The organism is Streptomyces otsuchiensis, assembly GCF_004305975.1.
Taxonomy (GTDB): Bacteria; Actinomycetota; Actinomycetes; order Streptomycetales; family Streptomycetaceae; genus Streptomyces; species Streptomyces otsuchiensis.
Map to the genome: position 1 here is coordinate 1 of NZ_BHZI01000032.1, position 13,087 is coordinate 13,087.

The 13,087-nt window shown below is 74.1% G+C and carries 17 protein-coding genes; 14 read left to right on the forward strand and 3 right to left on the reverse strand.

Annotated features, from left to right (window positions below; translation table 11 throughout):
* The first annotated feature begins 60 nt into the window (after nt 1–60).
* Both E0D90_RS05285 and E0D90_RS05290 read left to right on the forward strand, forming a co-directional pair.
* Entirely contained in the window at nt 61–795 is a 735-nt protein-coding gene (locus tag E0D90_RS05285) for an ABC transporter permease (RefSeq protein WP_227870009.1), read from the forward strand.
* An 80-nt stretch (nt 796–875) separates the two neighbouring features.
* Nucleotides 876–1,514: an ABC transporter permease gene (locus tag E0D90_RS05290; RefSeq protein WP_130796787.1), complete on the forward strand. Its 639-nt coding sequence runs from the start codon at nt 876–878 to the stop codon at nt 1,512–1,514.
* Between the two features lie 117 nt (nt 1,515–1,631).
* Here E0D90_RS05290 and ybaK read toward each other — a convergent pair whose 3' ends face one another.
* Nucleotides 1,632–2,138 (reverse strand): Cys-tRNA(Pro) deacylase, encoded by a 507-nt coding sequence (gene ybaK, locus E0D90_RS05295; protein WP_130796788.1) that lies wholly within the window; start codon nt 2,136–2,138, stop codon nt 1,632–1,634.
* A gap of 70 nt (nt 2,139–2,208) precedes the next feature.
* Nucleotides 2,209–2,949, reverse strand: coding sequence for an LON peptidase substrate-binding domain-containing protein (locus E0D90_RS05300; protein WP_103500753.1), 741 nt, complete (start codon nt 2,947–2,949; stop codon nt 2,209–2,211).
* A 92-nt stretch (nt 2,950–3,041) separates the two neighbouring features.
* On the opposite strand from E0D90_RS05300, the gene hisD reads away from it, so the two are divergent.
* The 8 genes from hisD to hisF are packed head-to-tail and all read left to right on the forward strand — an operon-like array spanning nt 3,042 to nt 8,962.
* Nucleotides 3,042–4,394, forward strand: coding sequence for a histidinol dehydrogenase (gene hisD / locus E0D90_RS05305; RefSeq protein WP_130796789.1), 1,353 nt, complete (start codon nt 3,042–3,044; stop codon nt 4,392–4,394).
* On the forward strand, nt 4,391–5,575 hold the full coding sequence (locus E0D90_RS05310; protein ID WP_130796790.1) for a histidinol-phosphate transaminase: 1,185 nt from the start codon (nt 4,391–4,393) through the stop codon (nt 5,573–5,575). Before hisD ends, E0D90_RS05310 begins: the two co-directional genes overlap by 4 nt.
* Entirely contained in the window at nt 5,572–6,165 is a 594-nt protein-coding gene (gene hisB, locus E0D90_RS05315; RefSeq protein WP_103500750.1) for an imidazoleglycerol-phosphate dehydratase HisB, read from the forward strand. The genes E0D90_RS05310 and hisB overlap by 4 nt, the downstream gene beginning before the upstream one ends.
* Nucleotides 6,162–6,326, forward strand: coding sequence for a CG2302 family histidine operon protein (locus tag E0D90_RS27070; protein ID WP_170214918.1), 165 nt, complete (start codon nt 6,162–6,164; stop codon nt 6,324–6,326). Before hisB ends, E0D90_RS27070 begins: the two co-directional genes overlap by 4 nt.
* On the forward strand, nt 6,323–6,967 hold the full coding sequence (gene hisH, locus E0D90_RS05320; RefSeq protein WP_103500749.1) for an imidazole glycerol phosphate synthase subunit HisH: 645 nt from the start codon (nt 6,323–6,325) through the stop codon (nt 6,965–6,967). The genes E0D90_RS27070 and hisH overlap by 4 nt, the downstream gene beginning before the upstream one ends.
* The gene (priA, locus tag E0D90_RS05325) at nt 6,967–7,737 is read left to right on the forward strand and encodes a bifunctional 1-(5-phosphoribosyl)-5-((5-phosphoribosylamino)methylideneamino)imidazole-4-carboxamide isomerase/phosphoribosylanthranilate isomerase PriA (protein ID WP_103500748.1); all 771 of its coding nucleotides are present in this window, start codon (nt 6,967–6,969) and stop codon (nt 7,735–7,737) included. Before hisH ends, priA begins: the two co-directional genes overlap by 1 nt.
* Complete coding sequence (locus E0D90_RS05330; RefSeq protein WP_103528242.1) at nt 7,734–8,183, forward strand: Rid family hydrolase; 450 nt, start codon at nt 7,734–7,736, stop codon at nt 8,181–8,183. The genes priA and E0D90_RS05330 overlap by 4 nt, the downstream gene beginning before the upstream one ends.
* A complete protein-coding gene (gene hisF / locus E0D90_RS05335) occupies nt 8,180–8,962 on the forward strand; it encodes an imidazole glycerol phosphate synthase subunit HisF (protein WP_130796791.1) in 783 nt (260 codons plus the stop codon). Before E0D90_RS05330 ends, hisF begins: the two co-directional genes overlap by 4 nt.
* Nucleotides 8,963–9,045: 83 nt before the next feature.
* Here the strand turns inward: hisF and E0D90_RS05340 are convergent, their stop codons facing one another.
* Nucleotides 9,046–9,681 (reverse strand): TIGR03085 family metal-binding protein, encoded by a 636-nt coding sequence (locus tag E0D90_RS05340; RefSeq protein WP_130796792.1) that lies wholly within the window; start codon nt 9,679–9,681, stop codon nt 9,046–9,048.
* A gap of 91 nt (nt 9,682–9,772) precedes the next feature.
* On the opposite strand from E0D90_RS05340, the gene hisI reads away from it, so the two are divergent.
* The 4 genes from hisI to E0D90_RS05360 all read left to right on the forward strand — a co-directional run bounded on the left by hisI (nt 9,773) and on the right by E0D90_RS05360 (nt 12,978).
* On the forward strand, nt 9,773–10,156 hold the full coding sequence (hisI, locus tag E0D90_RS05345; protein WP_103528243.1) for a phosphoribosyl-AMP cyclohydrolase: 384 nt from the start codon (nt 9,773–9,775) through the stop codon (nt 10,154–10,156).
* An 11-nt stretch (nt 10,157–10,167) separates the two neighbouring features.
* On the forward strand, nt 10,168–11,712 hold the full coding sequence (locus E0D90_RS05350) for an anthranilate synthase component I (protein WP_130796805.1): 1,545 nt from the start codon (nt 10,168–10,170) through the stop codon (nt 11,710–11,712).
* Complete coding sequence (locus E0D90_RS05355; RefSeq protein WP_130796793.1) at nt 11,709–12,389, forward strand: TIGR02234 family membrane protein; 681 nt, start codon at nt 11,709–11,711, stop codon at nt 12,387–12,389. Before E0D90_RS05350 ends, E0D90_RS05355 begins: the two co-directional genes overlap by 4 nt.
* A 277-nt stretch (nt 12,390–12,666) precedes the next feature.
* The gene (locus tag E0D90_RS05360) at nt 12,667–12,978 is read left to right on the forward strand and encodes an HGxxPAAW family protein (protein ID WP_103500296.1); all 312 of its coding nucleotides are present in this window, start codon (nt 12,667–12,669) and stop codon (nt 12,976–12,978) included.
* Nucleotides 12,979–13,087: the final 109 nt, after the last annotated feature.

The following is a 13,087-nucleotide window of genomic DNA, read 5'->3' on the forward strand; positions in this document are numbered from 1 at the left end:
GGTAGACGGCGCCCATGGAGGGCCACAGCCGGACCGGCGCCGCTCGCCCCGCAGGCCCGGCTGTGGCCCTCCATGGGCGCCGTCTACCGCTCACAGCTCTCCCGCGCCCGGGTGGCGCGCATCCCCCTGCTGTTCGTCGCGACGTTCCAGTCCATCGGCATCATGATCCTGATGCGGGGCGTCATCGACGCCGGCCCCGGTGACGAGGCGCGCGCCGTGGTCGCGGGCTCCAGCGTGCTGGTGGTGGCGTTCGTCGCCCTCAACCTGCTCGCCCAGTACTTCGGCCAGCTGCGCGCCACCGGGGGCCTGGACTTCTACGCCACCCTGCCGGTGCCCGGAGCCGCGGTCGCGCTCGGCACGGCCGCCGCCTACGCCTCCTTCACGGTGCCCGGCGTGCTGGTCACCGCCGTCACCGGCTGCCTGATGTACCAGCTCCCGCTGAGCGGACTGTGGCTGCTGCTGGCCGTCGTACCGCTCGCGGGTGCCGCGCTGGCCGGACTGGGCGCCGCCCTCGGGCTGCTCGCCCCACGAGCGGAGCTGGCGACGCTCTGCGGCCAGCTCGGCATGTCCGCCGCGCTGCTGCTCGGCGTGCTGCCCGCCTCCCGGATGCCCGAACCCGTCCAGTGGCTGCGCGACCTGCTCCCCTCCACCTACGGCGTGGACGCGCTGGCCGCCGTCCTCGGGCCCGCCACCGACTGGGGCTCGGTCGGTGCCAACCTCGCCGTCTGCGCCGTCACCGGCGCCCTCGCGCTCGCCCTGGCCACCTGGGCCTACCGCCGAGCCGCCGGGCGCTGACGCGGCGACGGGCACCCCCGGGTCCCCCGAACAGACGTGCCAGACGCCGAACTGGTGCACCCGGCTGGCAGGATGGCCGGGTGAACGAACCGCAGCCCGCGCCGGGCCACCCGAACCCCGGTCCGGGCAGACCCGCACACGACCCCTGGCTCGCCACGCTCCCCGAGACCGGCCCGCCGAAGGCAGGCGCCGGCTGGCGAAGCGAACTGCGGGACAGCCTGCTGGCACTGGTCGGTGTCGCCCTGATCGGCGGCGCCGCCGTCGGCCTCCTGTGGTACTGGCTGGCGCCCACGATCGCCCTGGTCTCCAACGGGGAGGCGCTCTACCCGCAGAACTCCGAGGGTGAGGGCGCCATCGCCGCCGACGGGACCTTCCTCTTCGCCGGACTCGGCGTCGGAGTGGTCCTGGGCGTGCTCACCTTCGTACTGCGCCGTCGCGGGGGAGTCCTGCTGGTGCTCGGGCTCGCCGTCGGCGCGGGACTGGGCGCGCTGCTGGCCTGGCGGCTGGGCGTCCTCCTGGAACCGCCCCGCGCCGAGGTCATCGACCGTGGCCGTGACCTGGAACCGGGCGGAGTGATCAACGCCCCGCGCGAGGTCATCGCCAAGACCGCGCTGCTCGGCCTGCCCTTCGGGGCGCTGGCGGGCCACGCGGCCGCTCTGGCCATGTGGGGCCCGCGCGACCCGGCACCCCGCCCGAAGCCGTTCCCCAACTGGAAGTGACGGGAGGCGGGCGGGCCGGCCCGGCGGCGACACGCCCGCCGAAGATCGCCCGGCCGGGTGACTGCGGTGGCCAGCGGGTGACCCGGTGACCGGCTGACCGCGGTGAGCGTGGCCGGCTCAGGCGGCGATCGGCGCCACGCCCGCACCGGTGAGACGCACCAGGTCGGCGGGAGCCAGCTCGATCTCCAGCCCGCGCCGCCCCGCCGAGACGAAGACCGTCGGGTGGTCCAGCGCCGAGGCGTCCACGACCGTCGGCAGCGGGCGACGCTGCCCCAGCGGCGAGATCCCGCCGCGCACATACCCGCTGGAGCGCTCGGCCGCGGCCGGGTCGGCCATCGCCGCCCGCTTGCCGCCCACCGCCGCCGCCAGCGCCTTCAGCCCCAGGGAGCCGGCGACCGGCACCACGGCGACCGTCAGCCGGCCGTCCACCTCCGCCACCAGCGTCTTGAAGACCCGCGCCGGTTCGGTGCCCAGGGCCCGCGCAGCCTCCTCGCCGTAGGAGGGCGCCGCCGGATCGTGCTCGTAGGAGTGCACGGTGAACGCGACACCGGCCGCCGTGGCGGCCACCGTCGCCGGGGTGCCGCCCGGCCCGCGCTCCGCGGCTCCGCGCTTCTTCTTCGCCATGGTCCCCGTCCCTTCCCCGGTGCGGCCGGCCCGGGACAGCCCGCGCCGCGCCGTGTGTGCCGTCGCGGCGTCAGTTCAGATAGGTCGGCCGCTGCGTGAAGTCCGCGCCCGGAACCGACGGCAGCTTGGCGATCAGCCCGGTTTCGCGGCGCAGCAGCTTCAGCTCGCGCGCCAGCCGGGTCGCTGTGTCGGGCGCCTGGAGCAGCTTCTGCTTGTCGGCGGTGGAGAGCAGGGTGGCCGCCGCCACCAGGTAGGAGACCACCGACGGCTCGTCGGGGAGTTCCTGGTCGGAGGTGAGCGTCCGCTCCATCGCGCCCGCCAGCCGCCGCTGGTACTCGCGGAAGGCCCGCAGCACCCCCTCGGCCAGCGGCGCGGCGCCCTCGCCGTCCTCCTCCTCCAGCAGTTCCACCTCGCCGGTCAGATAGCGCTCGCCGACCGTCACCGACAGCAGCCGGAACCGCGTCGTGCCGGTCGCCACCACCTCGAAACCCGAGCCGTCCGGGCGCTCCCGGATCGTGGAGGCGTCCGCGACACACCCGACCTCGTGGAAGGAGTCCCTGGGGTCGGTGGCGAACCCGGCGCCCGGCGCCGCCGGCGGCGGATCGCCGTCCGGCAGGCCCAGCGCCGTCGGCGCCACCTCGTGGCCCTCGCGGATCGCGATCACCCCGAACGCGCGGTCGTCCTCGTCCGGGATGTCCCGCAGATCGCCCATCAGCGCCCGGTACCGCTCCTCGAACACGTTGAGCGGCAGCACCAGGCCGGGGTACAGCACGGTGTTCAGCGGGAAGAGCGGCAGCTGCGTGGTGGTCACAGCGGGCCACCCTATCGCTGCGCCGGTCACCGGACGTATCACACAGTGGGATGAGCGACCAGCCCCCGGAACGCGTCTGAGAGACTGGACGGGTGCTGAACCTCATCGATCTGCGCGGTTCCGTCGCCTCCGGCGCCGGGATCGACCGCACGCTGCTGCCCCGCGCCGAGCTCGATGTCGCCGCCGCCCTGGACCAGGTGCGGCCGGTGTGCGAGGACGTGCGCCATAGGGGGACCGCGGCGCTGATCGACTACGCGCGGCGGTTCGACGGCGTCACCCTGGAGACCGTCCGTGTCCCCGAGGGAGTCGCCGCCGAGGCCCTGCGCACCCTGGACCCGGCCGTGCGCGCCGCGCTGGAGGAGTCCATCCGCCGCGCCCGCATCGTCCACCGTGAGCAGCGGCGTACCGACGTCACCACCCAGGTGGTGCCCGGCGGCACCGTCACCGAGCGCTGGGTGCCCGTGGACCGGGTCGGGCTGTACGTCCCCGGCGGCAACGCCGTGTACCCGTCCTCCGTGGTGATGAACGTCGTCCCCGCCCAGGAGGCCGGTGTCGCCTCGCTGGCGGTGTCCTCGCCGCCGCAGGCCGCCTTCGGCGGGCTGCCGCACCCCACCGTGCTCGCCGCCTGCGAGCTGCTGGGCGTGGAGGAGATCCACGCCGCCGGCGGCGCCCAGGCCATCGCGATGTTCGCCTACGGCACCGAGGAGTGCCGCCCCGTCTCCCTGGTGACCGGCCCCGGCAACATCTGGGTGGCCGCCGCCAAACGGCTGCTGAAGGGCCGCATCGGCATCGACGCCGAGGCGGGCCCCACCGAGATCGCGATCCTCGCCGACGACACGGCCGAGCCGGCCCATGTCGCCGCCGACCTGATCAGCCAGGCCGAGCACGACGTGCTGGCCGCCGCCGTGCTGGTCACCGACTCCGAGGCGCTGGCCGCCGCCGTGACCGAGGAGGTCACCGCCCAGGTCGCCCGGACCCGGCACCGCGAGCGCGTCACCGAGGCGCTCACCGGCCGCCAGTCCGGCATCGTCCTGGTCGACGGCCTCGACGAGGGACTGGCCGTGGTCGACGCCTACGCGGCCGAGCACCTGGAGATCCTCACCGCCGACGCCGCCGCCGTCGCCGCGCGGGTCCGCAACGCCGGCGCGATCTTCGTCGGACCGCACTCCCCGGTGTCGCTGGGCGACTACTGCGCCGGCTCCAACCACGTGCTGCCCACCGGCGGTTGCGCCTGCCACTCCTCCGGGCTGTCCGTCCAGACCTTCCTGCGCGGCATCCACGTCGTGGACTACGACCGTGACGCGCTCGCCGACGTCACCCGGCACGTCGTCGCCCTCGCCGAGGCCGAGGACCTGCCCGCGCACGGCGCGGCGCTCAAGGCCCGGTTCGGCTGGAAGGTGCCCGAGCCGGCGTCCACCGGGCCGGTGGAGGTGCCGGCGTCATGAGCAACGCCGGAACCACCGGGACCGCCGGAACCGCCGGGGCCGTGGCCGGCGCCCCGGAGCCGCACGCGCTGGGAGTGGACGACCTCCCGGTCCGTGACGAGCTGCGGGGCAAGTCGCCCTACGGCGCCCCCCAGCTGGACGTCGCCGTCCGGCTCAACACCAACGAGAACCCGTACCCGCTCCCCGAAGAGCTGGTGGCGCGGATCGCCGAACGGGTCACCGAGGCCGCGCGCGGCCTCAACCGCTACCCCGACCGGGACGCGCTGGAGCTGCGGGCCGGGCTGGCCCACTACCTCACCCGGACCACCGGCCACCCGGTGGAAACCGCCGGGGTGTGGGCCGCCAACGGCTCCAACGAGGTCATCCAGCAGCTGCTCCAGGCGTTCGGCGGGCCGGGCAGGACCGCCCTCGGGTTCGAGCCCTCGTACTCCATGCACGGGCTGATCGCCCGGGGCACCGGAACCGGCTGGGTCTCCGCGCCGCGCGCCGCCGACTACACGGTCGACGTCGCCGCCGCCCGCGAGGCCATCGCCGAGAACGCGCCCGACGTCGTCTTCGTCTGCACCCCCAACAACCCCACCGGCACCGCCGTCCCCGAGGAGACGGTGCTGGCGGTGTACGAGGCGGCGCAGGCCGCGAAGCCCTCCCTGGTCGTGGTCGACGAGGCGTACGTCGAGTTCTCGCACGGCGCCTCGCTGCTGCCGCTGACCGAGGGCCGGCCCCACCTGGTCGTCTCGCGCACCATGTCGAAGGCGTTCGGCGCCGCCGGGCTGCGGCTGGGCTATCTCGCCGCGCACCCGGCGGTGGTGGACGCGGTGCAGCTGGTCAGGCTGCCGTACCACCTCTCGGCGGTCACCCAGGCCACCGCGCTCGCCGCCCTGGAGCACACCGATACGCTGCTGCGGTACGTCGAGCGGCTGCGTGCCGAACGGGACCGGCTCGTCGCCGAGTTGCGCGCCGTCGGCTGCGAGGTCACCGCCTCGGACGCCAACTTCGTGCAGTTCGGGAGCTTCGACGGCCCCGGCGGCGCCCACGCGGTGTGGCAGCGGCTGCTGGACCACGGGGTGCTCGTCCGTGACAACGGCGTACCGGGCATGCTGCGGGTCACCGCCGGCACACCCGAGGAGAACGACGCGTTCCTGGACGCGGTACGCGCAGTGATGAAGGAGAACAGCCGATGACCCGCGTAGGCCGGGTGGAACGCACCACCAAGGAGACCTCCGTCTCCGTCGAGATCAACCTCGACGGCACGGGCACGACCGACGTCTCGACCGGGGTCGGCTTCTACGACCACATGCTCGACCAGCTCGGACGGCACGGCCTGTTCGACCTCACGGTCAAGACCGACGGCGACCTCCACATCGACAGCCACCACACCATCGAGGACACCGCGCTCGCGCTCGGCGCCGCCTTCCGGCAGGCGCTCGGCGACAAGCGGGGCATCGTCCGCTTCGCCAACTCCTCGGTGCCGCTGGACGAGTCGCTGGCCAACGTCACCGTCGACCTCTCCGGCCGCCCCTACCTGGTGCACTCCGAGCCGGAGAACATGGCGCAGATGATCGGCGCCGACTACGACACCACCATGACCCGGCACATCCTGGAGTCCTTCGTGGCGCAGGCCCAGGTCGCGCTGCACGTCCACGTGCCGTACGGCCGCAACGCCCACCACATCGTGGAGTGCCAGTTCAAGGCGCTCGCGCGGGCGCTGCGGTACGCCAGCGAGATCGACCCCCGCCAGACCGGCATCCCCTCGACGAAGGGCGCCCTGTGACGGTCGCGTCCACGCTGCTGATCGCCGCCGGACTCTTCCTCGGCGCCGGCGCGTACTCCTTCTGGAAGCAGGAACTGCCGCGCGGAGTCGTGGTGTTGCTCGGTGTCGGCGCGGCGATGTGCCTGGTCGCCGGCGCGCTGCGGCTGGAGGTGTGGAATTGAGCACCCGAACCCCGCACGTCGTCGTCTTCGACTACGGCTTCGGCAACGTCCGCTCCGCCCAGCGCGCCCTGGAACGGGCCGGCGCCCGGGTCGACATCACCGGTGACTACGACGCCGCGATGAACGCCGACGGCCTGCTGGTACCCGGCGTCGGCGCCTTCGCCGCCTGCATGGCCGGACTGAAGGAGGCCCGCGGCGACTGGGTCGTCGAACGACGGCTGTCCGGCGGCCGGCCGGTGCTCGGCATCTGCGTCGGCATGCAGATCCTCTTCGCCCGGGGAATCGAGCACGGCGAAGGCGCCGACGGCCTCGACGAGTGGCCCGGCACCGTGGACCGGCTGCGCGCCGACACCGTGCCGCACATGGGCTGGAACACCGTCCGCCAGGCCGGCGGGACACGGCTGTTCGCCGGGCTGCCCGAGGACGAGCGCTACTACTTCGTGCACTCCTACGCCGCCCACTCCTGGGAGCTGGAGTCCATCAACCCCAGAATCCCCGCCCCGCTGGTGAGTTGGACCACCCACGGCGAGCCGTTCGTCGCCGCCGTGGAGAACGGCCCGCTGTGGGCCACCCAGTTCCACCCCGAGAAGTCCGGCGACGCCGGAGCCCGGCTGCTGACCAACTGGATCGAGACCCTCTGATGTCCCATGTGACACCCGACGTGCTCTCGCACGTGACCGCCGAACCGCCCAGGCTCGAACTGCTGCCCGCCGTGGACATCCGCGACGGACAGGCGGTACGGCTGGTCCACGGCGAGTCCGGCACCGAGACCTCCTACGGCTCCCCGCTGGAGGCCGCCCTCACCTGGCAGACCTCCGGCGCCGAATGGCTCCATCTGGTCGACCTCGACGCGGCGTTCGGCACCGGCGACAACCGGCAGCAGATCGCCGAGGTGGTCGCCGCCATGGAGATCAAGGTGGAGCTGTCCGGCGGCATCCGCGACGACGCCACCCTGGCCGCCGCCCTCGCCACCGGCTGCACCCGCGTCAACCTCGGCACCGCAGCCCTGGAGACCCCCGAGTGGGTCGCCAAGGTCATCGCCGAGCACGGCGACCGGATCGCGGTCGGGCTCGACGTACGCGGCACCACGCTGCGCGGCCGCGGCTGGACCCGCGACGGCGGCGACCTCTTCGAGACGCTGACCCGTCTGGACGCCGAGGGCTGCGCCCGCTACGTCGTCACCGACATCAACAAGGACGGCACCCTCCAGGGCCCCAACCTGGAACTCCTGCTGAGCGTCTGCGCCGCCACCGACCGCCCGGTCGTCGCCTCCGGCGGTGTCTCCTCCCTGGACGACCTGCGGGCGCTGGCCGGGCTGACCGGCGACGGTGTCGAGGGCGCGATCGTCGGCAAGGCCCTGTACGCCGGGGCGTTCACCCTGGAGCAGGCGCTGGAGGCGGTGGCCCAGTGACCGACACCCGCCGCGTCTTCTCCGACGCGCCCTGGGAGAGCGAGTTCGGCTACGCCCGCGCGGTCGAGCTGCCGGACGGCCGGGTCCTCGTCTCGGGATGCACCTCGATCGTCGACGGACACGTTGTTGACGGCAGCCCGTACGAGCAGGCCGTCAACTCCTTCCGGGTGGCGCTCGACGCGCTCGCCGAACTCGGGCTGGACTCCGGGCACGTCGTCCGCACCAGGATGTTCCTCACCCACGCCCGCGACGCCGAGGACGCGGGCCGGGCCCACCGGGAGATGGTCGGGCACGCCCGCCCGGCCGCGAGCATGGTGGTGGTCTCCGCCTTCATCGACCCGCGACTGGTGTTCGAGGTCGAGGTCGAGGCACACCGCGCAGCCACCCCGCACTCGCCGCCCGCCGAGGAGACCGCCGCCGGGCCGGTGCCGGGGGAGAACGCATGAGCCTGGCCGTGCGGGTCATCCCCTGCCTGGACGTGGACGCCGGCCGGGTCGTCAAGGGCGTCAACTTCCAGTCGCTGCGGGACGCGGGCGACCCCGTCGAACTCGCCAAGGCGTACGACGCCGAAGGCGCCGACGAGCTGACCTTCCTCGACATCACGGCCTCCTCCGGCGACCGCGAGACCACCTACGACGTGGTCCGCCGCACCGCCGAGCAGGTCTTCATCCCCCTGACGGTCGGCGGCGGCGTCCGCACCACCACCGACGTCGACCGGCTGCTGCGGGCCGGGGCGGACAAGGTCGGCGTCAACACCGCCGCCATCGCCCGGCCGGAGCTGATCTCCGAGATCGCGGAACGGTTCGGCCGGCAGGTGCTGGTGCTGTCGGTCGACGCCCGGCGCACCGCCGAGGGGACCTTCGAGGTCACCACCCACGGTGGCCGCCGCTCCGCGGGGATCGACGCGGTGGAGTGGGCGGCCCGCGCCGCGGCGCTGGGCGCCGGCGAGATCCTGCTGAACTCCATGGACGCCGACGGCACCAAGGACGGCTACGACCTGGAGCTGATCCGCGCGGTCCGCGCCGAGGTCTCCGTTCCGGTGATCGCCTCCGGCGGCGCCGGCCGACTCGCCGACTTCGCACCGGCGGTGACGGCCGGAGCCGACGCCGTACTCGCCGCCTCGGTCTTCCACTTCGGGGAACTGCGGATCGGCGACGTCAAGGGCGCGCTCCGCGAGGGCGGTCACCCGGTGCGCGGCGGCGAACCCAGCAGACCGCGCCCGTAGGCGGTGTGACGAACGGCAGCGGCCGGACGCGCCGGCCCCGGTGAGGGCGGCGGCGCGTCCGGGCGTGCCGGCCGAGCCGCAGGTCAGCCGATGCCGAGACCGGCCGCGCGCACCGACGCCACGGCGGCCTCGTCACCCTCGGTCTCCACCTGCGCCACCTGCTGGCGGCCGTAGGCGAACAGCAGCAGCTCCGAGGGCTCACCCGTCACCGTGACCACCGGCACGCCCTTGCGCCCGACCACCGTCTGGCCGTTGGGCCGCCGCAGCACCAGACCCACCGGCGACTTGCGCATCATCAGCCGCGCCCCCGACTCCAGCCGCCGCCACAGGACGTCCTGGAAGACCGGGTCCAGCTCACGCGGCTTCCAGAGCGGCGTCGCGCGGCGCACATCCTCGCCGTGCACGAAGAACTCGACCGTGTTGCCGCCCTCGTCGATCTGCTTCAGCTTGAACGGCGACCACTTGCCTGGACCGGTCCGGATCTGCTGGATCAGCTCGTCGTAGGGCTTGGCGACGAACTCGGCCTGCACGCGTTCCAGCCGGCCCGCGAGCGGCTTGAAGGCCATCCCGCCGGCGGCGTCGACGCGGTTCTCCCGCACCACGAGGTGGGCGGCGAGGTCACGGGTGGTCCAGCCGTCGCACAGGGTCGGGGCCTCGGGGCCCGCGCCCTCCAACAGGTCGGCGAGGAGCAGACGTTCACGATTGGCATGGGTAGACATGCCCGTAACTCTAGGACGTGACCCGCACCACTTCCGGTATCAGTCGACGGACGGCGGGGCGCCACGCCGTCCGGCGCTGCACAATGGGCCCATGCCCAGCGAGCAGCCCCCCACCACGGGACTCGACCCAGAGGTCGCGGCCCGTCTCCGCCGTAACGCCGACGGACTCGTCCCCGCCATCGCCCAGCAGCACGACACCGGGGAGGTGCTGATGCTCGCCTGGATGGACGACGAGGCGCTGCACCGCACCCTCACCACCGGACGCGGCACCTACTGGAGCCGCAGCCGCAACGCCTACTGGGTCAAGGGCGAGACCTCCGGCCACGTCCAGCACGTGAGATCCGTCGCCCTCGACTGCGACGGCGACACCCTGCTGGTCCGCGTCGACCAGGAAGGGCCCGCCTGCCACACGGGCGACCGCACCTGCTTCGACGCCGGCGACCTGCCGCTGCACACGGAGGACCGGCCACTGTGACCAGCGTGGACATCGACCTCGACACCTTCCGCGTGCGGGCCAAGGACCGGCGGGTCGTCCCCGTCACCCGCCGCCTCCTCGCCGACGGCGACACCCCGGTGGGCCTCTACCGCAAGCTGGCCGCCGGGCGCGTCGGCACCTTCCTCCTGGAGTCCGCCGAGAACGGCCGCACCTGGTCCCGCTACTCCTTCGTCGGCGTACGCAGCGCCGCCGCACTGACCGTGCGCGAGGGCCGGGCCCACTGGCTGGGCACCCCGCCCGTCGGCCTGCCCACCGGCGGAGACCCCCTCGACGCGCTGCGCGCCACAGTCGAGGCACTGCACACCCCGCGCGACCCGAAGCTGCCGCCGTTCACCGGAGGCATGGTCGGCCACATCGGCTACGACGCCGTGCGCCGGCTGGAGGACATCGGCGACCACACCGATGACACCCTGCGGCTGCCCGAGCTGACCATGCTCCTCGCCACCGACCTCGCCGTCCTGGACCACCGCGACGGCACCGTGCTGCTGATCGCCAACGCCGTCAACCACAACGACCTCGACACCGGAGTCGACGACGCCTACGCCGACGCCGTCGCCCGGCTGGACGCCATGACCGCCGACCTCGGCCGGCCCTCGCCGTCGGTCGCGGTGGAACTCCCGCCCTCCGAACTCCCCGAGTACACCGAGGAGTGGGGCGGCGCCGCGTTCCGCGAGGCGGTGGAGACCGTCAAGGAACACATCCGCGCCGGTGACGCCTTTCAGGTGGTTCCCTCCCAGCGGTTCGCCACCCCCTGCCCCGCCGACGCGCTCGACGTCTACCGGGTGCTGCGCACCACCAACCCCAGCCCGTACATGTACCTGCTGCGACTGCCCGGCGCGGACGCCGGCACCGACGGCACGGGGGAGTGGGACCGCGAGGGAACCGGCGGCTTCGACATCGTCGGCTCCAGCCCCGAGGCCCTGGTGAAGGTCGAGGACGGCCGTGCCGTGCTGCACCCCATCGCCGGCACCCGGCCGCGCGGCGCCACCCCCGGAGAGGACGCCGCGCTCGGCGCGGAACTCCTCGCGGACGCCAAGGAACGCGCCGAGCACCTGATGCTGGTCGACCTCGGCCGCAACGACCTCGGCCGTGTCTGCGCACCTGGCAGCGTCGAGGTCGTCGACTTCATGAACGTCGAGCGCTACAGCCACGTCATGCACATCGTCTCCACGGTCACCGGACGCCTGGCCGAGGGCCGCACCGCCTTCGACGCGCTCACCGCCTGCTTCCCGGCCGGCACCCTCTCCGGCGCGCCCAAGCCCAGCGCGCTGCGCATCATCGAACGGCTGGAGCCCACCCGGCGCGGGGTCTACGGCGGCTGCGTCGGTTACCTCGACTTCGCCGGTGACGCCGACACCGCCATCGCCATCCGCACCGCCGTGCTGCGCGACGGCGTCGCCTACGTACAGGCCGGAGCCGGAGTGGTCGCCGACTCCGACCCCGCCGCCGAGGACGCCGAGTGCCGCAACAAGGCCGCCGCCGTGCTGAGGGCCGTCGGAACGGCGCGGCGCCTGCGCGGTAGCGTGGACGGGTGAACTCCGAGCCCGCCAACCGTGACTCCCGCGCACCACGGCGCGCCCTGGCACTGACCCTGGCCGGTGGTGCCGCGGGCGCGGTCGTGGTGCTCATCGCCGCCGGCCAGACCTGGGCCGAGGGCAGCGCCGCCGCCGCGGGCGGCGCGCTGGCCGTCCGTGCCGGCGGCAGCGCCGTCTCCGGACTGCCCAGCGCACTGGCCCTGGTCGGACTGGCCTCGCTGGTCGCGGTGTTCGCGGTCCGCCGCACCGGACGCCGGGTCGTCGCCGCCGTGCTCGCCCTCAGCGGCGCCGGCGCGACCGCCACCGCCGTCGTCGGCTCGGCGGACACCGCCGCGCTGGAGCGCGACGCCGCCGAGACCACTGGCCTCGCCCAGGTCGCCGTCCACGACGTCACCCACTCCGTCTGGCCCTGGATCTCCGCCGGCGGCGGTCTGCTGCTGCTCGCGGCAGGGCTGCTGGCCCTGGCCTACGGCCGTCGCTGGCCCGCCATGTCCGGCCGGTACGAGCGCTCCGGCCGCCGGCCGCCGCGCGGTGGGAACGCCGGCGGGGACACCGGCGGGGACGGCCCCGGCGGCGCTGAGCCCGGCGGCCGGAACCCCGACGGGAAGCCGGCGGGCGGGGAGGAACGCCCGGAGGAGATGTGGAAGGCGCTGGACCGCGGCGAGGACCCGACCTGAGCCGAGCGGCTCACGTGGTCGCCGTCCCGTCTCCCCGGCCCGCCCGTCGGCTGTGAAGCCGGACACACCCGTCACCCGCGCCGTCCCCGCCCCCGCGTCGAAGACCGCTGTCGGGCGCCGTGGCGCGAACGGCTGGACTTTCGGCAGGTGCCCGCCGGGACCTGAGCCCCTGACGTAGCCGGTGCACCCACCTGCCACAATGGTGCGCGGGACGGCGGGGGGTGAGGAACCTCCGCGCAGCCGCCGCCCCCAGCCATCGGATCGACAAGGAGATGTCATGGCGAACGGCCACGACCACGGAAACACCCCGGCCGCCTGGACCGGCGTCACCATCGCCCTGATCGGTTTCACCATCGGCGGTGCCTTCATGACGATGGCCCAGCCGCTCGGTGTGCTCGCCGGCCTGGTCGTCGTGGCCCTCGGCGGGGTCGTCGGCGCCGCGATGCGCTCCATGGGGATGGGCAAGCAGGAGAGCGCCGACCCGGTCAGCGTTCCGCACCAGGCGACGAGCGACGAGAAGGCCGCCGAGAAGGCGGAGAAGAAGAACGAGAAGAAGGCCGACGAGCCCGAGCAGGTCCCGGCCGGCTGACCCGGCGACCCGCGTTCGCGCGGTACGGCCGGACACCGCCGGAGCCGGACCGTCCCCCGGACGGGCGCGCTCCGGTTGCCGCCCGGGACGGCGCCCGCCGAGGCTGGGG